This is a genomic window from Thalassobellus citreus (assembly GCF_044385915.1).
GTDB lineage: Bacteria > Bacteroidota > Bacteroidia > Flavobacteriales > Flavobacteriaceae > Thalassobellus > Thalassobellus citreus.
This window is the reverse complement of the sequence record NZ_JBISCC010000110.1, coordinates 17657-36491: the sequence shown is the minus strand read 5'-3', so window position 1 is coordinate 36491 and position 18835 is coordinate 17657. Positions and strand designations below refer to the sequence as shown.

Below are 18835 nucleotides of genomic sequence, written 5' to 3'. Positions count from 1 at the left end.
CTCTTTTAATTTTACTCTCCTTTACCTCCAAGTTTTTCGTTTATGAAGTTAGTCATTTTTTTATAGAGATGTAATCTGGTGTTTCCACCATAAATACCATGATTTTTATCTGGGTAAATAGCCCAATCAAATTGCTTATCTGCTTGAATTAATGCTTCTGTTAATCGCATCGTGTTTTGTAAATGCACATTATCATCGGCAGAACCATGTACTAAAAGGAAATTGCCCTTTAATTTATTTACATGGCTTAATGGTGAATTCTCATCGTAACCACTAGCATTGTCTTGAGGCACTCCCATATAGCGTTCGGTATAAATAGAATCATAAAAACGCCAACTACTTACTGGTGCCACTGCAATTGCCATTTTAAAAACATCATTCCCTTTAAACAAACAATTACTACTCATAAAACCACCATAACTCCAACCCCAAATACCAATTCTAGATGCATCAATATATGGTAATGCTCCTAATTGTTTTGCTGCAGCAATTTGATCTTCTACTTCATATTTCCCTAATTCATTCTGAGTTACTTTTTTAAACTCAGCACCTTTTAAACCTGTTCCTCTACCATCAATACAAACAATAATATAACCTTGTTGTGCTAACATTTGATACCAATAATCGTTTGCACTATTCCAAGTATTAGCAACAGACTGAGATCCTGGTCCAGAATACTGTGTCATAAATAATGGATATTGTTTAGAAGCATCAAAATTAGCGGGTTTAATCATCCACATATTTAAATCGTTTCCATTAACATGAATGGTACTAAATTCTTTTTTCGATGTTTTATAATCTGAAAGATTTTGAGACAGCACATCATTATCTTTAATACTCTTTATTAAATTCCCTGAGTCTGCACTATTCAAACTGTATTTTGGTGGTGTTGTAGCACTAGAAAACGTATTTATAAAATATGAGAAATCTGCACTAAATGACGCATCATTAGTACCTTCACCTTTTGTAAGTCTTGTTTTATTTCGACCGTTTAACTTAATAGCATATACATCTCTATTAATCGATCCGTTTTCTACAGATTGGTAAAATATCCTGTTTGTTTTTTCATCATAACCATAATAACTAGTTACCTCCCAATTTCCTTTAGTAACTTGATTTATAAGTTTTCCGTTTTTATCGTAGTGATAAATATGATTGTACCCATCTTTTTCACTCGTCCAAATAAAGCTATTATCCTTTAAAAAGGTTAAATTATCTGTTACATCAACATAAGCCTTATCGGTTTCAGTTAACCCTAAATTAGCACTATTTGTTTTAGCGTTTACAAACCATAAGTCTAACACATTTTGTTTTCTGTTAATATACTGTGCGCTTAAAATATTAGGATTATTTGTCCATTTAATTCTTGGAATATAAAATTCGTTATAAGCTTTATCAAGCTTAACTTCTTCACTGTTTTTTGTTTCTAAATTATATATATGAAGAGACACTGTAGAATTTGGCTCTCCAGCTTTTGGATACTTAAAAACTTGCTGTGTTTGATAAAGTCCTTCACCATATACATCCATAGAGAATTCTGGTACACTTGTTTCATCAAAACGAATAAATGCAATGTTATTACTATCAGCATTCCACTCAAAAGCTCGCACAAAAGCAAACTCTTCTTCGTAAACCCAATCGGTAATACCGTTTATTATTTCATTCTTTTTACCATCAAAAGTTATTTGAATTGTTTCGCCAGAAATTAAATCTTTTATAAATAAATTATTTGCTTTCGCGAAAGCAACTTTAGTCGCATCAGGTGAGAACGTTGGTTCTTGAATTTTTTCTTCAGAAACAGCTGTTATCGATTTAGTTTTTATATCAAATACATAATAGTTTCCTAGTACAGAATGTCTATAAATAGATTCCTCATTGGTTGCTAAAATTACTTTAGTTTCATCGTTACTAAAGGTGTAATCTGAAAAATAATTTAGCTCATTTATATTTTTAGAATTAACTAAAGTTTCAACTTTTTCAAGTGTTTTATAATTGTAAATATCTATAGATGTAGAACGCGCATTTCTATCAAAATTTAAAACTGAATATTGTTGCCCATTAGCCATGGAATGTAAAACATCCATACCTTCTGTTCTATAAGCCCCCGTCCATATTTCTTCAAGGGATATTTCTTTAGTTTGTGCAGATAAAATTGTAACAAAAAAAGTACAAATATAAAAGGAGAATTTAAGGTATTTCATTAAAAATGATATTTATTCTACAAAATAAACGCCAAGTTTACTAAAATTTACGCAAAAAACCTTCTAAATTAACACTTAAATAACCTTCTTTAAAAAACAAGTTACTATGTATTCGTACTAAGAATAGTATCTTTGCTTTGTAAATTAACATTTTATGAGTAAATCTATTGCTGGTTTTTCTAAACTATCAAAATCTAAAAAAATTGATTGGATTGTTGAAACTTATTTTTCTAATGCCGAAGAAGCTAAAGGGATCTTAAAACAATATTGGAATACCAACGAAAAACTACAACAGCTACACGACGAGTTTATTGAAAACACCATTACCAATTACTATTTACCACTTGGTGTAGCACCTAATTTTTTAATAAACGATACATTATACACCATCCCCATGGCTATTGAAGAAAGCTCGGTAGTTGCTGCAGCTAGTAAAGCTGCTAAATTCTGGATGGATCGAGGTGGTTTTAAAACAGAAATTATTTCGACAACAAAAATTGGTCAGGTACATTTTATGTTTTACGGCGATGTAGAAACATTAAAAAGCTTTTTTAATGACGTAAAACCAAAACTAATAAAAGATGCTACACCCATAACCAAAAACATGGAAAAGCGTGGTGGTGGCATTTTAGATATTGAATTACGAGACAAAACACAAGATATAAAAGGCTATTACCAACTACATGCATCTTTTGAAACATTAGATGCAATGGGTGCTAATTTTATTAATTCGTGTTTAGAACAATTTGCCAAAACTTTTAAAAGTGAAGCTTTAGCTTTTGATGCTTTTTCTGCTGAAGAAAAAAACATTCAAATAGTTATGAGTATTCTTTCTAACTATGTTCCAGACTGTTTAGTTCGTGCCGAAGTAAGTTGTAAAATTGAAGATTTAAATGAAAACAACACTATTTCTTCTGAAGAGTTTGCTAATAAATTTGTGCAAGCTGTAAACATTGCTGAAGTTGAACCCTACAGAGCAGTAACTCACAATAAAGGCATTATGAATGGTATTGATGCTGTTGTTTTAGCTACAGGTAACGACTTTAGAGCTGTTGAAGCTGGTGTACATGCATATGCATCTAGAAACGGAAAATACAGTAGCTTATCGCACGCTAAAGTTGAAAACGGCATATTTACCTTTTGGATGGAAATTCCTTTGGCATTAGGTACTGTTGGCGGACTTACTGGTTTACACCCGTTAGTAAAATTATCGTTAGAATTATTGCATCATCCAAGTGCTAAAGAGTTAATGCAAATTGTTGCAGTTGCTGGTTTAGCTCAGAATTTTGCCGCTTTACGATCGCTTACAACAACTGGAATTCAAGAAGGACATATGAAAATGCACTTGATGAATATTTTAAATCAGTTTGAAGCGACTGCTATTGAAAAGGAAACGCTAACAGAACATTTTAAAAATAATACAGTATCACACAGTGCGGTGGTTGAAGCTATTAAAGATTTAAGACTTAAGAATAACAATTAACGAATGCAGAAGTTCTATAGCAACGGAAAACTTTTACTTACTGCAGAATATGTGGTTCTAGATGGCGCTTTATCGCTTGCTGTTCCTACAACGCAAGGACAATCATTAACTATTGAATCTATTGATGAACCCAAAATTATTTGGACGAGTTTAGACGAACTTAGAAATACTTGGTTTGAAGATACTTTTTTAATGAAGCAGATTACTTCTGTTTTTTTTAACCCTAGTAATGACATTTCTGAAAGAGTCATTCAAATTTTGAATGCCGCAAAAAATTTAAATCCTGATTTTGTAAATACGAATAACGGATTTAAAATAACCACATCGCTTACATTTCCAAAAAACTGGGGACTTGGAACCTCTTCTACTTTAATAAATAATGTTGCGCAATGGGCAAATGTGGATGCTTTCGAATTACTTAAACTAACTTTTGGAGGTAGCGGTTATGATATTGCTTGCGCACAAAACAATACTCCAATCACCTATCAATTACAAAAAGAAAACACAGCTATAAATCCAGTTAATTTTAATCCGACGTTTAAAGAACACTTATATTTTGTTTACTTAAATAAAAAACAAAATAGTCGTGATGGTATTTCAACTTACAAGGCTAATAAAAGTAATTTAGAATCTGTTATTTCTGAAATAAATGATATTACTACAAACATAATTAGCTGTGAAAATTTAAACACTTTTGATGCTTTAATTAAGCAACATGAAAGCTTAATTTCTAAAATAACAAAACAAGACACAGTAAAAGATACATTGTTTAAAGATTTTAATGGCTCTGTAAAAAGTCTTGGAGCTTGGGGAGGCGATTTTGTTTTAGTTACTGCGGAAGAACATCCTGAAAATTATTTTAAGAATAAAGGTTTCAATACCATTATTCCTTATGAAGATATGGTTTTGAAATTTTAAGCATGTTTTTCATAAACTAAAAAAAGGGACTTCGATGTTTTATCGAAGTCCCTTTTTTGCGTTAGGGATTGAAGCATTTGTTGAAGCTCCTTTTGTGTTGTTGCACATATGCAACACAAAAAAGCGACTGCTGAAAGCCCGACCTGTTCCTGAACTAAATTCAGGATAAAGGTAACGCCCTAATTATATTTTTAACTATACAAGGCTTTATAAGTTGCACATGCTCTATAATCTGACGATTCTGGATCCATACCAAAAGATGCCCAGGCACTTGGTCGGAATATTTTATCTTCGGACACATTATGCATATTCACAGGAATTCTTAACATGGAAGCCAGCGTAATTAAATCGGCTCCAATATGTCCGTAGGTGAACGCACCGTGGTTGGCACCCCAATTTGCCATAACGCTATAAACATCTTTAAACGCGCCTTTGCCCGTTAAATTTGGCACAAACCAAGTGGTTGGCCATGTAGGGTTGGTACGCTCGTTTATTGTATTATGTACATCTTCGGGAAGTTCTATGGTTTTTCCTTCGGCAATTTGCAATACGGGCCCAATACCTTTTACAATATTAATTCGGCACATGGTTACTGGCATACCGCCTTTTGTTTTAAAGGTAGAAGAAAAACCACCGCCTCTAAAATACTCTAACATACCTGGTCCCCAAGTGGTGTTTTCTAAGCATTTTTCTACTTCGTTTTTGGTGATATCCCACCAAGGTTTCATAGCAGGTTTACCATCAATTTCTTGCTCTCCTGTACCATCTAATGCTGATGCTCCAGAATTAATAAGATGAATAAATCCGTTTGAAGCATCGCCTGTTAAAGTATGCCCCGTAACACGTTTTACCGCATCTGGACTCCAATAGGTGCGAACATCGCTAAATATTTGTGCTGCGCCTGTTATTAAATGACCGAATAACATGGAGATACCGTTTAAACTATCGTTTTCTGTGGCGAACATAAAAGGTTGCCTGATGCCATTCCAATCGAAAGAGGATGTTAAAATTGCTTCCATAAAGTCGCCATTAGGGAAATGATCTGTCCATTGACGTTGCCCTTGAAAACCGCCAGAAATAGCGTTTCTACCTAAGGCTTCTTCGGCATAACCTATGTCTTTTAATTTAGGATTACCTATCATTAAATCGCGACAAATTAATGCCATTTTTACAACAAACTCCCAATCTTTATCTAATTCGGCTCTTGATTTCTGTCTATCTTCCGGATTATAATCTTTACCCTCTTTACAGTTTGCTTTTGCCCAAGCGAGTGCTTTTGTAAATTCTTCTTTATCGTAAATTTCTTGTTCTATACGTCTAATAAATTCAGACATATCGATATTTTCACAACGCATACCCAAATAACTTTCGAAGAAATTAGGATCTAGAATAGAACCTGCAATTCCCATTGAAACAGAACCCATAGATAAATATGATTTCCCTTTCATGGTTGCTACTGCTAATCCTGCTTTTCCGAAAAGGAGTAATTTTTCTTGAACATCTTCAGGAATACTGGTATCGTCGCTATCTTGAACATCTCGTCCGTAAATACCAAAGGCTGGAATTCCTTTTTGATTATGTCCTGCTAAAGCCGCTGCTAAATAAACTGCTCCAGGACGCTCGGTTCCATTAAAACCCCAAATGGCTTTAGGTATTGAAGGATCCATATCTATAGTTTCGCTACCGTAGCACCAACAAGGTGTAACCGTTAAACTAACACCAACGCCTTCTCTTGAAAATTTATCGGCAGATGCTGCTGCTTCTGCAACGCCCCCAATACAGGTATCTGAAATGACACATTCTACTTTACTGCCATCGGCGTGCCTTAAATTTTTAGACAAAAATTCAGCGGCAATTTTTGCCATATTCATAGTTGATGTTTCAAGAGATTCTCTAACACCATCTAGTCTACCATCAATAACAGGTCTGATGCCTATTTTTGGTAAATGCCCAATTAAATTTTTATAATTCATCTTTAATTTATTTTATTCAATCTTTAAAATTAGGAAGACTGATTTTTAGGTTTCATAATCATAGTCACTAAAAAGCCAACAAGGAAAATAGCGATAGTTCCGAATACAATAGTTAAATATGTATGAAATGATGCGCCAACAGAATCTTCACCAAAAATAGTTTCAGAAAATGTTAACCAAAGAATTACTAATATACCAGCAATCATTCCTATAATAGCGCCTTTAGCATTTTTTGTTTTTGAAAAAATTCCTAAAAGAAATAACCCTAACATACCACCACTAAAAATTGATGACAATTTCCACCAAGCATCTAATGCACTCTTTACATTTATCATAGCAATGGCAATGGCTATGCCTATAACACTAATAATTATTGACGATATATAAAGTACTTGCATACTTCTTTTTTCGGAAGCATTTTGTTTAAAATATTTATTATAATAATCGGTTAAAAATACAGTTGCCGAACTATTAAAACTTGTAGAAATCGTACTCATTCCTGCTGCAAAGATAGAAGCAATCATTAAGCCTGTTAAGCCTGATGGAAGCGCATTGACAATAAAATGAGGAAATACTCTATCAGCTTTACTAATATCTTGAAGCGCCAAAGGCAATACTTCTGCAGAATTATAATATCCATAAAGTGCTGTTCCTATAAAAAGAAAAAGAGCTGATATAGGTAAATATATTAAACCACCAACTAAGGCGGATCGTTGTGCTTCTTTATCAGATTTTAAAACCATGTAGCGTTGTACATAGTTTTGATCGATTCCGAAATTTTGAAGATTAATAAACACTCCATAAACTAAAACCACCCAGAATGTTGGTTTAGATAAATCTAAATTAAAACTTCCTAAGCTAAATTTATCATTCTCTGCAGCAATAGTAAATATTTGAGAAGGTCCTTCTGGCATACTAAAAAGCATAAAACCAATACAAACAAAAGCTCCCGCAATTAATATAATACCCTGAATGGCATCTGTCCAAAGTACCGCAGTTATACCTCCAAGCATAGAATATACAGCAACAATTAATCCTGTAAACACAATAATAGTAGCAATATCCCAACCAGCTATGGCATTAAGTGTTAATGCTAGCAAATATAAAATAGTACCGATTCGCATTAATTGAGTAAGTAAGTAACAAATAGAAACATAAATTCTAGCCCACGGACCAAAACGTTGTTCCATAAAAGTATATGCAGACGGACTATTAATTTTCCGATATAACGGGACAAAATACTTAACTGCAATTAAAGTTGCTATAGGAAGTGATAAACTAAAAACCAATGCACTCCAATTAGACTGAAACGCATTTCCTGGTAAGGCTAAATAACTAATACTACTAACAAACGTCGCAAAAATGGACATAGTTACTACCCAAGTTGGAATATCTTTATTTCCTAAAGTATAGGACGAAGATGTTCTGTTTTTTTTAAAGAAAGAACCTCCAAAAAGCGCAATTCCTCCTATGTAAACAAAAAAAACTATGATATCGATAGTATTCATTAATGCTAATTTTATTAGTTAGTTGTGTTGACAAACTTTACATAAGCGTCTTTAACTTGGTTAGGGTTAAATTGTACATTTAATTACAACACTTTTGCTATTTCTATTTCAATTCGTTTAATATTTTTAACAACTTCTGTCATTTCCTTTTCTTTAAAAGTATTAAATGGCGGAGCAATATTGGCTTCAATAATTCCTAAAGCCCCAAGAGCTGCTTTCATTCCTTTTAAATAACTAGAACCATACGAACCTAAAGTATAAACTTTAGTTGCAATCTCCATGACTAAACTTTGTAATACTTTAATACGAGCAAAATCTTTAGCTAATGTTGCTTTATAAAGTTCTACATACAACTTTGGAAACAGATTAGAACCTCCATTTACGCCTCCGTTTCCTCCCATTAAGACAGTTTCTGAAGTGATTTCTTCAGGACCAACCAAAAGGGCAAAATCTTCTTTAGCTTTTAACAAATAACAAAGTGATTGAAAATATACAGTATTAGCAGAACTATCTTTTAAACCTATAATATTTTTATGTTCAGATAAACGAACTACAGTTTCTCTATCAATATTAACCTTAGTATGTGAAGGCATATTGTATAAGAAAAGTGGTAAGGTAAGTTGATCTGCAAGACTCCAATAATATTCGAATAATTCTTCTTGTCCTAATCCATAATAAAAAGGAGGCGCAGCTACAACTGCTGTAACTCCAGCTTTATGAGCAATAGAAGCTAAATTAAGACTTTCCTCTATGGAAGTATCTGATACACCAACAAAAACAGGAATTCTGCCATTAACAATTTTACAAGTTTCAACAATAAGCTGTTCGCGTGTTTTATAACTTAAACTAGTTGCTTCACCTGTGGTTCCAAGAATAAACAAACCATGAACACCACCTGCAATAATATGTTCAATTAATCTATTAACACCTTTAACATCCAAAGATAGATTGTCCGACAACAAAGGTGTTACCATTGGAGATATAATCCCGTTTATCATTTGCTTTATATTGTAAATTATATTTAAAATAACCTTATATCTTTATTTACAGTTTTGTAAAATAAAAATAATGGTTCACTACTCTTTCAAATATATTATATAAAGCTTTAGTATTCTTATGAAATAGACCTTCGGTTTTTTGTTTAAAATATGAACAAAAAAAAGCCAAACTTAAAAGTTTGGCTTTTTTAAATTAGAAATATTTTTTTATACAATTTCTTTATCTTTTTACTGAACTTGAGTTTTTGCTCTATTATCTTCAATATCTGAAGCTTCTTTTAAAGCATTGTATAATTTAGAATTAACAACATTAGATTTTTGTTGTTCAACTCTATTAGCTACTGCTTGATAATTATCTAACTCAATTGCAGGTGTTACTTTAGTTACTTGTATCATATAAACACCATTATTACCATCAATTAATTTTGATGTTTCACCTTCATTCAATCCGAAAGCTGCTCCAACAACTAAAGGCTCTCTTCCTGCTCCAGAAATAGTTGGTGTTTTCATGTTAATAGCTGATGCAGATCTTACTGTTGTCTTTTCTGCAGCTGCTAAATCTTCTAATGTAGTAGCAGAAACTCTATCTCTAATCATTTCTGCTTTCTTTTCTTTTCTAATAATTGGTAAAACACTAGCTGTAGCATCATCTGCAGACATCAATCCTCCTTCATGTTTTGCTACTAATTGAGCAATAACATAACCATTAGGAACACTAAAACGCTTTACATTTCCAATTTCAGCATCTTCTTCAAAAGCCCAACGTACAATTGGTCTTTGACTTCCAACACCTGGTATATTTTCGTCTAATACTTTTATACCATTTACTGGTTTTACTGTAAATTTACTTTCTTTAGCTACTTCTTCAAAATCGTTTTTACCAACTGCAATTTCAAAATTAGAAGCATCTCTAAAAATTTTATCTATTGTTTTTTCAGAAGGCTCAATTTCTCTTGCTATTGTTCCTACTTGTATAGCTCTCTTTTTGTCTTTCTGACCTTCAATTTCCATAATATGAAAACCAAAAACAGTTTTAACAACTCCTAAATCACCAACTTTCCCTTCAAATTCGAAATCGTTAAATTCAGGAACCATTGTATTATAAGCATGCCAATCATAACGTCCTTCTTTTTCTATACTTCCTTTATCAGAAGAAAACTCTTTTACAAATTCAGGGAATTTAGAACGATTTGATTTCAAAACTTTTAAAAGACTATCTGCAGTTACTTTTGCCTCAGCTTCAGTTTGAACAACATCTTGTCCTGCACTTTGAGAACCAATGAATGGTAATAATATGTGTCTTACTTTTACAGAATCTGGTATTTGCTTAACAGCGATTACTTTTGATATTTTAAAATATCCGTTATCCTTGTATGGGCCAAAAAACTCACCTTCATTTAAGTTATAAATATTATCTGCAACAGCTGTTGGCAAATTAGATTTAAACACAAAACGCTTATCAAATTTAATATCTGAATTAGAATTAATAAAGTTTTCGTTATCTGTTGTATTTAAAAACCCAACAATATTCTCATTTGCTTTAGAAGCTTTATTGTATTCTACTTTATCTTTTAAAAGACCTTGTAAATCTGATTTTATAGCATTTTCATCTTCAATACTTGGCACTTCTTTAAACTCTACAAACTTGATATCTCTTGAAGCATCTACTTCATATTTCTTTTTGTTTTTACTAATATAGTTTTCTATATCAGATTTTGAAACCTCTACAAGACTATCTGCAATTGAAGAATAAGCCACTTGTACATACTTAACATCAACTTTATTTCCTTCTAACTTGTATTCTAATTCACCTTCAGCTAATGTTCCTGTTAAACCAGCTTTAACCATGTTAAAGTAGTTTTGTTGTAAACCGTTAGCAGCAATAGATTTTTCATAATTAACCCAACCTTCAAAACCAGCAGGCGATGTTTCTTTTAAATTGGCGATATATTCATTTAATTTATTTTCATCAAATAAACCAGCTTCATTTAAAAACTGAGGATTTGTTGCTAAAGCCGTTTTTAACAAGTCTCTCATTTGGTCTTTTTCTACAGTAATACCTAACTCTTCAAATTGAGTTTCCATAACTGCTTGTCTAACCTCTTGCTCCCATACTCTATTCATAACCTGAGTACTTGTAGCACTAGGACCTGCTTGTCTTTGTGCAGCTTCTACTTTTTGTAAAAAGTCTTCACGTGTAATATCTTTACCATTTATAGTAGCTACTATATTTTGCGATTTTGCTGTAAGCGCATCACCGTTTTTAAATAAATCTGCTAATACAAAAGAAAATAACGCTAAGGCTATAACTAAGATTAAAAATAGTGAACGTTGTCTTATTTTATTTAAAACTGCCATTGGTTTGTTTAATTTTTATAAACCCTTTTTTTGGATTTAACTTGTTAAATTGGTTATCAATTAATTAAAATTGACGAAAATATCGTGCGCGAAAATACCATTTTCTATTTAATAATAAAAGCAGAAAGATGCATTAATTATTTTAAAGCTAATAGTTTTAGTTTTCTTCTAAGAGTTTTAGTTGTACCATATCAATTTTAGTGTTTGAAACTTCTAATATTTCAAACTGAAAACTGTCAATTTTTACAATTTCATTTTGTTCTGGAATTTCTTCTGTATGATTAACTATTAATCCTCCCAAGGTTTCATAATTCTCATTTTCTGGAAGGTTTAATTTGTATGCTTCATTAATATAATCAACCTCTAAACGTGCTGAAAGTTTATATGTAGACTCATCTATTTTTTCTTCAATTAAATCTATAGTATCATGTTCATCTTCTATCTCGCCAAACAGTTCTTCTACAATATCTTCTACTGTCATAATACCCGATGTACCACCATATTCATCTAAAACAACAGCAATACTTTTTCGTTTTTTTGTGAGCACATTAAGCACATCTTTAACAAGAACTGTTTCAGGCACAAACTCAACAGGCAACATCATAGACTTAATATCCTTTGTTTTTTTAAACAACTCAAAAGAGTGTACGTAACCTAAAATATCATCAATAGTATCTTTATATATTAATATTTTAGTACGCCCGGTTTCAGTAAAAAGCACATTTAATGATTTTACAGAATCGTTAATTTCAACAGCTATTATTTCTGTACGAGGTACCATAACTTCGCGTGCTTTGACTTCAGAAAACTCTAAGGCATTCTGAAAAATCTGTATTTCTGTATCAACGTCATCATGTTCTTCTACAGATTCCATTTGCTCAGATATGTAATTAACTAACTCTAGTTTAGTAAATGCGAGTTGAATTTGATCGCCTTCTGTTTTAAAAAAGGTTTTCAAAATAATATCTGATATCCAAATAACAAAATCTGAAATAAACGTAAATAACACATAAAAAATATATGCAGGAATAGCCAAAGCCTTAATTAATGAATTGGCATAAATTTGAAAAAAAACCTTAGGTAAAAACTCAGCAGTAATTAATATAACAATTGTAGATATAATAGTTTGTGTTAACAAACTAAAATCGGTAAGCATAACATCTATAAAAGAATAAGAAGTAGGCACCAGTGACTGAAACCACTCTACCAATAAATCTCCCATAAAAAAACCATAAATTACAAGTGCAATATTGTTTCCAATAAGCATGGTTGTAATAAATTTAGATGGTTTTGCTGTTAACTTCGTTAATACTTTAGCAAGTATGCCTTCTTGCTTTTTTTCAATTTCAATATGAATTTTATTCGAAGAGATATACGCAATCTCCATTCCTGAAAAAAAAGCAGAAAGAATTAAAGATACAATTATAATAAGCACATAAATACTCATTTAGTTTTGCCCGTCTTTGTCTTGATATTTTCTTCTAAACTTTTGCCTGAAGAAATACATAAATATAGCTAAAGCAGCTAATCCAAATGATATATAAGCTCCATTAGTACCATCACCCCATTTTGAAACACCATCATATATAAATAATGCAGCAAAAACTAAATATGCGTATTGAAAAATTTTAGAATATTTCATTTCTATTTTTATTTAATAAACACAAAGATAGACAAAGAATCTTTTTAATCCTCTACTGCAATATCTGAATCATTAAATTCTATAATTTCTAATTTTTTAAACTCTTTATCTGTATCTAAAACATTTCCTTTAAGTACAGATCCATCATGAGTTTTAAAAACAAAAGGAATATTAGTAAACAACCAATTTTTTTTAGGCTTATAATATAGTTGCTCTGTAAATAATGTATCGTTATCAGAAGTAATAATTTTTACATTTTTTTGTAAATCTATTAAGCTTGTTTTTTCATAAACTATAGCATAATCAGAAAGTATGGTGTGTTTTCTATTACTCTCATCAAAAACATATAATGTAACACCTTCTACAAATTCTCGATAAGGAAAATCTCGATTAGTATAATCCAGCATTTTAACACTTAATAAATTTGCAGCTACCCTTCCTGAATCAATATACTTTACATTAAAATTTTCCACAATACTAGCAGGTTCATTTTTAGAAACCCCTACTTGCTGAACCTTTTTTAAACCATTAGTGCATGAAAAAAACATAGCCACAGTAAATACTGTGACTATGTTTATAATATATATGTTTTTTAAACTCATTATTAATTATGGTACAGTAACAGAAGAATTAATCCAACATCCGATTTTAATCACTTCACCTGAACAAGCACAATTAAAAATATCTGCTTTTGATGGAGCCTTAGCTACATAATTTGCTACAGATTTTCCTGCTGCCTTTTTTAAAGTAGGGTCTACACGAGCTGCTTTTTTAGCTTCGTTTGCTGCTAACCAATACACAGCTCTTTTATTAAAAGATGTATCTCCACAACTATTAGCACTTGCAGCATACATAGCAGCTATTGCCATATAAGGTCTTCCATTTGAAGGGTTTAACGAAAGAGCTTTTCTAAAATAGCCTCTAGCCTGTCCATATCTTCCTTTCTTTTTAAGAATTAAACCTATTCTGTAAGCCAACTTAGATTTCTTAAAAGAATCTGTTTCTAAATCGTATGATTGATTAAAATAACTAATAGCTTCCGTTTCTTTACCTTCTTTCAATAATAATCCAGCAACAAAGTACTTTGTATCTGCAGATGGAGCTTCTTCATCATAAGCTTTTACTAATTCTATATATAAAGGATCATCTGTACATTCTTTATTATACATTCTGCTTACTGCACGTTTTAACCAAACAGCGTCATGTTTGTATTCTTCAAAATCCTTTTTGTATAGAGGAATTAAATTTTCACATTTTGCTCTTTCTCCAAGTTTACGATCTATACCTGTTGAAATTTGATCATAAGCCTTTAAATAACTTTCATAAAACTTTTTATATTTAACTTCTTTACTTGTTAAAGCTGTACCAGCTTCTTCTTTTTCAAGAAGTTTATTAAGTTTTAATGAATAATTTTCAATTTCACCTTCTACTTTTTCTACAACATCATCGTATTTATTAAATAAATCTTTTGCCGGTTTTTTTCCTGCATCATACAAATCTACCATTAAAGAGAAATAAGTGTATAAACTTTTAGGGTTTGTAAAAGTAGCCTTATCTAATTTATATGCTGCATCAAAAGAATCGTATAATTCTTGAGTACTTTTATGCATGATGTCTTTATTATTATATAATAATTGACTTGCTTGTGCTGCATATTTCCCTTTAGGAGTTCTACTAGCAAAATGCTCTCCCTTTTGTTCCCAAAGCTTTAATAGATCGTTTATAAAAGCTTCTTTATCTGCTCCTGAAGAATTCTTTATTTTATAATTTAAGATCTTTTCTCCATCAACATAAATAGCATTATTAAATTTTGGACATTTATTTCTTACTGCCATCCATGGTTCATAAGCAGCGTCATAATTTTTTGCTTTTACATATTCATGGAATATAGAAAGTTTAGTCATACACTCTTCATCTTGCTGTGCAAAACTAAAGTTTAGTCCTAAAAATAATAATGTAAATAATAATGTAATTTTCGCCTTCATAATAATAATTTTAAGCTGTTAGTCAAATTTTCTTTTTTGGAACCATCTATCGTTCAAAGATAAACTTAATTGGAAATTAATAAAATTCTCTTGTATTAATCCATTGCTTGTTGTTCCCCTTTTTCCTATCTCAAAACCTAAATTCGCATTCGATATTCCGTTCCCTACTGGTAATCCTACTCCAAAAGATATGCCAAACTCGTTTATTGATTCATTATTTATATTTGGGTTTGTATTTTTAAAGGCCAAACCTGTCTTCTCTAAGCGCACCCCAGCCCTATAAGTAACTCGTTTTAAGTAACTTGAAAAAGAATTATATTGAGGAATAAAAAACCCTCCTAATGAAATACGAGAAGCATCCTCATACTCTGTTGTTGCTGTACCATAAAGAGCATTAGAAAAATTACTTATTTTTTGAAATTCAGACTCTACCCCTACAAACCATTTTCTAGGTTGACCAATCCCTGCTCCTATTGAATACTTTGATGGTAATATTAAATCTGTTTCTAACAAACCTAAAGGTTCTAAATCAACATCAATACTACCAACTACAAACTCTTGACCTGCATTTGTACTTGATGATGTTACTGTTGAAAACGATCGCTCATTTTTTGAAACCAAAGTACTTTCAGGTGTAATAGTAAAAGCAGAAACAAATTCTAACTTTTCAGTTAACATCGTTTTATAAGATAACCCCAAATTAAAATTTAATCCACTTAAATCCGATCTGTTATTTTCACGAGACTGATATTGAGTTAAACTTCCATCATTATCATACAAAAATTCAATAGTACTGTTTTGAATGTTTCCAAAATTATAATGTGCATCTATACCAATAGTTAATCCTTGTGCAATTTGATATCCTAAACCAAGAAAAGCTTTATTAAGACCTCCTTCTCCAGTAAATCTATTTGATATATTGTCAGAACCATCAAAAGATTCTAATTTATAACCAACAGATGTAAATGGCATCAACCCAAAACCAAAACCAAATTTCCCCATAGGAACTGATAATGCTAAATAATCAAAAGTTGCAGATGAAGCTTTATCTGATCCTGAATCACTCTTTAAATCTAAACTTGAATAAGTGGTTCCTACAGCAAACTTAACAGGTCTACTTTCTCCATTAAATGGATAGGCATCAATGTTCTTACCTGCATAAGATGCTGGATTTCTCAAATTCACATGAATACTATCCATATAAATACTTAAACCTCCCATACTTCTGTTTTCAACTGTACCTTTAAATTTAAGGCTTCCTATCCCATAAAATGAATAAGGTGAAGCTGTCCCTTCTTGGGCATAACTTTGGATTGCGAAAACAGCAATAAAAACTATTACAAGTTTTTTTATCATGAGTTTGTATTAAATTGTAAAATAAAATTCAGTCCCTCTAAAAGAAAATTAGAGTTCGCAAATATGCTACTTTTTAATTGTTTAGACAAGAAATTAGCGTCTCCTCCTGTTAAAATAACTGTTAAATCAGGATATTTTAACTTATATTTTTGAATTGCGCCATCAATTTCAAATAAAACACCATTTACAACACCAGAATGGATAGATTCTTCTGTTGAACTTCCTATTATATCTTTTGGTATATCTAAATCTAATAACGGTAGATTAGCTGTTAAATCATTTAAGGCTTTGTAACGCATATTTAACCCTGGCGAAATAGAACCACCTAAATATTCATTCTCAGCATTAATAAAATCGTAAGTTATACAAGTGCCTGCATCGATAACAAGTACATTATTTTCTGGACACTGACTAATAGATGCACAGGCCAAAGCAATTCTATCAACACCTAAAGTTTTAGGTGTTTTATAAAGATTTGTAAAAGGCAATTTAGTTTTGAAATCTAAAATCAATAACTCAAAAAGTTTATTAATAACCTTAACATCTTCTGTCTTCAGTTTTCCAACAGAAGAAATAATAGCATATTTAAGATTATGAAAATCTTTTTTAATGGCAATAATATGCTCTAAGATCACTTCTATTTCTACAACTTCTTTAAATTTAAGCTCATTTTTATTAAAAACAGCTAGCTTAACAAAAGAATTTCCTACATCTATAATTAAATTCATAAATTTTAAAAGCTATAAAATTACAAAATGACAAAGAATAATTATTAATATTTAACTTATTATACTGATTTCAAAACACATAAATAATTTAAAATAAAAAAATAAAAAATAAGATGCATTTTTTATGAAATTATCTTGCTGAATAACAAAAATCAATATATATTTGCAACCGCTTTGGCGAGGTACCTTAGCTCAGTTGGTAGAGCAAAGGACTGAAAATCCTTGTGTCCCTGGTTCGATTCCTGGAGGTACCACAAAAAAATCCCGAAACTTTATGTTTACGGGATTTTTTGTTTAAATTAATCTTTATTTGAATTTAAGTTATTCCACTAGTTGGAAATCATCTTGCTCTACTAGTACGACTTCAGTTGATTTTGCCGTTTTCACTAATTCGGCAATATTTTTGCCTTTAACAAACGTAATTGGGTTTCTTTTAGTTCCAGCTGTTGAAAAAGACATACTGTAAGAAGCGCCATTTATAGTATATTCTATTTTTGATACATCAGTATTTCCTTCAGAATTTTTAGATACCTCAATTTCAATTGCGTATGCATTTTCAGGATCAATACATTCATCAGTACCAATACTTGAGCCATCTTCATAAACAAACTTTATATCAATTGGGTCAAAACTTTCAATTACTTCTGGAGTTACTGGTGCAGATGGATCTTGATCAACTAGTTCTTCATCATTAGAGCAACTTATTGATAAAAACATAAGTATAATAATCAACAGAAAATATTTATGACTTTTCATAATCTATTCTTTTAAATTTATTTCTATTTCTTTCTCCAACCCATTAATCTTTAAAAGGTAACTCCCAACACTTAAATTAGAAAATAATGCTTCTCCATTACTTATTTGTTGTGTTCCGACCTCAGATTGATCTTTCAATACCACGACAGTATCTCCGTTTTGAGATGCTACCACTTTTATTGCTCCTCCATTGTAACACACTGCATCTTTTTTGTAAAAGGTTAAATCACCTATAGCTGCATTATATTTAACTGTAATTTGCCAACGATTGAATACCGACTCATCTTCGGATATAACATCAAAAATTTGTGTGCTGGTAAAATCTAAGACATTATTATCTGATGTGAGTAACATCCCATTATGATACAGTTGTGCTCCTAGACTTAATTCAAAAAGCGGTATTAAAGCTGATACATCCTGACTGTTTTCTACATATAATGTCATTTCATTACCATTATTTATTCTATTACTAATAGTGACATCTTTAAAGTTAAAACTCAATAATTCTGCTTCACTATTCAATTCTGGGCTTGCAAAACTAAAGGCTTGTGCTATATCTCCAAAAAGCGCATTTATTTGAAAATTTACCGTTTTACTAATATCAACAACCTTATCATTGGTTGAATCGTACACTTTAAAACTTATAGCCTCTCCGCTTGTATTAGAAAATACATTAAAATACGCGTAATACCTGTCTTTACTTGGCACATATATAAGGTTCGTAACGCCTCTACACTCATCATTTACAAAGGATCCAATCATATCATTTGTACTAGATAAGGTGACACCGTCAATATTTAAAAAAGCTACGAACGACATATTATATTCAAAATCATTTTCGTTAACAGACCAAGTTGGAGTTTGTGCATAGACAGTTATTCCCATAAAGAGACCGATGACTGCTCTTATAATTATTCTTTTCATCTTGA

At 31.3% G+C, this 18835-nt stretch carries 15 protein-coding genes and 1 tRNA gene; 3 read left to right on the top strand and 13 right to left on the bottom strand.

Annotated elements, in window-relative coordinates; translation table 11 throughout:
- Positions 1 to 11: 11 nt before the first annotated feature.
- A complete protein-coding gene (locus ACH5TX_RS01900; RefSeq protein WP_439337865.1) occupies positions 12 to 2201 on the bottom strand; it encodes a S9 family peptidase in 2190 nt (729 codons plus the stop codon).
- Positions 2202 to 2355: 154 nt separating this feature from the next.
- Here ACH5TX_RS01900 and ACH5TX_RS01895 point away from each other — a divergent pair, with 154 nt between their 5' ends.
- On the top strand, positions 2356 to 3684 hold the full coding sequence (locus ACH5TX_RS01895; RefSeq protein WP_439337864.1) for a hydroxymethylglutaryl-CoA reductase, degradative: 1329 nt from the start codon (positions 2356 to 2358) through the stop codon (positions 3682 to 3684).
- A 3-nt stretch (positions 3685 to 3687) separates the two neighbouring features.
- Positions 3688 to 4602 (top strand): GYDIA family GHMP kinase, encoded by a 915-nt coding sequence (locus tag ACH5TX_RS01890; RefSeq protein WP_439337863.1) that lies wholly within the window; start codon positions 3688 to 3690, stop codon positions 4600 to 4602.
- A 191-nt stretch (positions 4603 to 4793) separates the two neighbouring features.
- Here ACH5TX_RS01890 and ACH5TX_RS01885 read toward each other — a convergent pair whose 3' ends face one another.
- The 10 genes from ACH5TX_RS01885 to ACH5TX_RS01840 all read right to left on the bottom strand — a co-directional run bounded on the left by ACH5TX_RS01885 (position 4794) and on the right by ACH5TX_RS01840 (position 17150).
- Positions 4794 to 6575, bottom strand: a complete 1782-nt coding sequence (locus ACH5TX_RS01885) for an L-fucose isomerase (RefSeq protein WP_439337862.1) — start codon at positions 6573 to 6575, stop codon at positions 4794 to 4796.
- 29 nt (positions 6576 to 6604) lie between these two features.
- Entirely contained in the window at positions 6605 to 8083 is a 1479-nt protein-coding gene (locus tag ACH5TX_RS01880; protein ID WP_439337861.1) for a sodium:solute symporter family protein, read from the bottom strand.
- Between the two features lie 83 nt (positions 8084 to 8166).
- Positions 8167 to 9081 (bottom strand): dihydrodipicolinate synthase family protein, encoded by a 915-nt coding sequence (locus ACH5TX_RS01875; RefSeq protein WP_439337860.1) that lies wholly within the window; start codon positions 9079 to 9081, stop codon positions 8167 to 8169.
- A 228-nt stretch (positions 9082 to 9309) separates the two neighbouring features.
- Complete coding sequence (locus tag ACH5TX_RS01870; protein WP_439337859.1) at positions 9310 to 11439, bottom strand: peptidylprolyl isomerase; 2130 nt, start codon at positions 11437 to 11439, stop codon at positions 9310 to 9312.
- Between the two features lie 157 nt (positions 11440 to 11596).
- Positions 11597 to 12886: a hemolysin family protein gene (locus ACH5TX_RS01865; RefSeq protein WP_439337858.1), complete on the bottom strand. Its 1290-nt coding sequence runs from the start codon at positions 12884 to 12886 to the stop codon at positions 11597 to 11599.
- Positions 12887 to 13081, bottom strand: coding sequence for a hypothetical protein (locus tag ACH5TX_RS01860; RefSeq protein ID WP_439337857.1), 195 nt, complete (start codon positions 13079 to 13081; stop codon positions 12887 to 12889).
- A gap of 44 nt (positions 13082 to 13125) precedes the next feature.
- Complete coding sequence (lptC, locus tag ACH5TX_RS01855) at positions 13126 to 13683, bottom strand: LPS export ABC transporter periplasmic protein LptC (RefSeq protein ID WP_439337856.1); 558 nt, start codon at positions 13681 to 13683, stop codon at positions 13126 to 13128.
- A gap of 6 nt (positions 13684 to 13689) precedes the next feature.
- Positions 13690 to 15066, bottom strand: a complete 1377-nt coding sequence (locus tag ACH5TX_RS01850) for a tetratricopeptide repeat protein (protein WP_439337855.1) — start codon at positions 15064 to 15066, stop codon at positions 13690 to 13692.
- An 18-nt stretch (positions 15067 to 15084) separates the two neighbouring features.
- Positions 15085 to 16422, bottom strand: a complete 1338-nt coding sequence (gene bamG, locus ACH5TX_RS01845; protein WP_439337854.1) for a BamG family beta-barrel-assembly machinery protein — start codon at positions 16420 to 16422, stop codon at positions 15085 to 15087.
- Positions 16419 to 17150: a type III pantothenate kinase gene (locus ACH5TX_RS01840; protein WP_439337853.1), complete on the bottom strand. Its 732-nt coding sequence runs from the start codon at positions 17148 to 17150 to the stop codon at positions 16419 to 16421. Before ACH5TX_RS01840 ends, bamG begins: the two co-directional genes overlap by 4 nt.
- 181 nt (positions 17151 to 17331) lie before the next feature.
- On the opposite strand from ACH5TX_RS01840, the gene ACH5TX_RS01835 reads away from it, so the two are divergent.
- A tRNA-Phe gene (locus ACH5TX_RS01835) sits at positions 17332 to 17404 on the top strand.
- A gap of 67 nt (positions 17405 to 17471) precedes the next feature.
- Here the strand turns inward: ACH5TX_RS01835 and ACH5TX_RS01830 are convergent.
- Both ACH5TX_RS01830 and ACH5TX_RS01825 read right to left on the bottom strand, forming a co-directional pair.
- The gene (locus tag ACH5TX_RS01830) at positions 17472 to 17906 is read right to left on the bottom strand and encodes a hypothetical protein (RefSeq protein ID WP_439337852.1); all 435 of its coding nucleotides are present in this window, start codon (positions 17904 to 17906) and stop codon (positions 17472 to 17474) included.
- A gap of 3 nt (positions 17907 to 17909) precedes the next feature.
- A complete protein-coding gene (locus ACH5TX_RS01825; protein WP_439337851.1) occupies positions 17910 to 18830 on the bottom strand; it encodes an SGBP N-terminal domain-containing protein in 921 nt (306 codons plus the stop codon).
- Between the last annotated feature and the right edge of the window lie 5 nt (positions 18831 to 18835).

Coding starts and splice junctions, on each gene's coding strand:
- ACH5TX_RS01900 (WP_439337865.1), bottom strand. CDS start 2,201: ATGAAATACCTTAAATTCTCCTTTTATATTTGTACTTTTTTTGTTACA.
- ACH5TX_RS01895 (WP_439337864.1), top strand. CDS start 2,356: ATGAGTAAATCTATTGCTGGTTTTTCTAAACTATCAAAATCTAAAAAA.
- ACH5TX_RS01890 (WP_439337863.1), top strand. CDS start 3,688: ATGCAGAAGTTCTATAGCAACGGAAAACTTTTACTTACTGCAGAATAT.
- ACH5TX_RS01885 (WP_439337862.1), bottom strand. CDS start 6,575: ATGAATTATAAAAATTTAATTGGGCATTTACCAAAAATAGGCATCAGA.
- ACH5TX_RS01880 (WP_439337861.1), bottom strand. CDS start 8,083: ATGAATACTATCGATATCATAGTTTTTTTTGTTTACATAGGAGGAATT.
- ACH5TX_RS01875 (WP_439337860.1), bottom strand. CDS start 9,081: ATGATAAACGGGATTATATCTCCAATGGTAACACCTTTGTTGTCGGAC.
- ACH5TX_RS01870 (WP_439337859.1), bottom strand. CDS start 11,439: ATGGCAGTTTTAAATAAAATAAGACAACGTTCACTATTTTTAATCTTA.
- ACH5TX_RS01865 (WP_439337858.1), bottom strand. CDS start 12,886: ATGAGTATTTATGTGCTTATTATAATTGTATCTTTAATTCTTTCTGCT.
- ACH5TX_RS01860 (WP_439337857.1), bottom strand. CDS start 13,081: ATGAAATATTCTAAAATTTTTCAATACGCATATTTAGTTTTTGCTGCA.
- lptC (WP_439337856.1), bottom strand. CDS start 13,683: ATGAGTTTAAAAAACATATATATTATAAACATAGTCACAGTATTTACT.
- ACH5TX_RS01850 (WP_439337855.1), bottom strand. CDS start 15,066: ATGAAGGCGAAAATTACATTATTATTTACATTATTATTTTTAGGACTA.
- bamG (WP_439337854.1), bottom strand. CDS start 16,422: ATGATAAAAAAACTTGTAATAGTTTTTATTGCTGTTTTCGCAATCCAA.
- ACH5TX_RS01840 (WP_439337853.1), bottom strand. CDS start 17,150: ATGAATTTAATTATAGATGTAGGAAATTCTTTTGTTAAGCTAGCTGTT.
- ACH5TX_RS01830 (WP_439337852.1), bottom strand. CDS start 17,906: ATGAAAAGTCATAAATATTTTCTGTTGATTATTATACTTATGTTTTTA.
- ACH5TX_RS01825 (WP_439337851.1), bottom strand. CDS start 18,830: ATGAAAAGAATAATTATAAGAGCAGTCATCGGTCTCTTTATGGGAATA.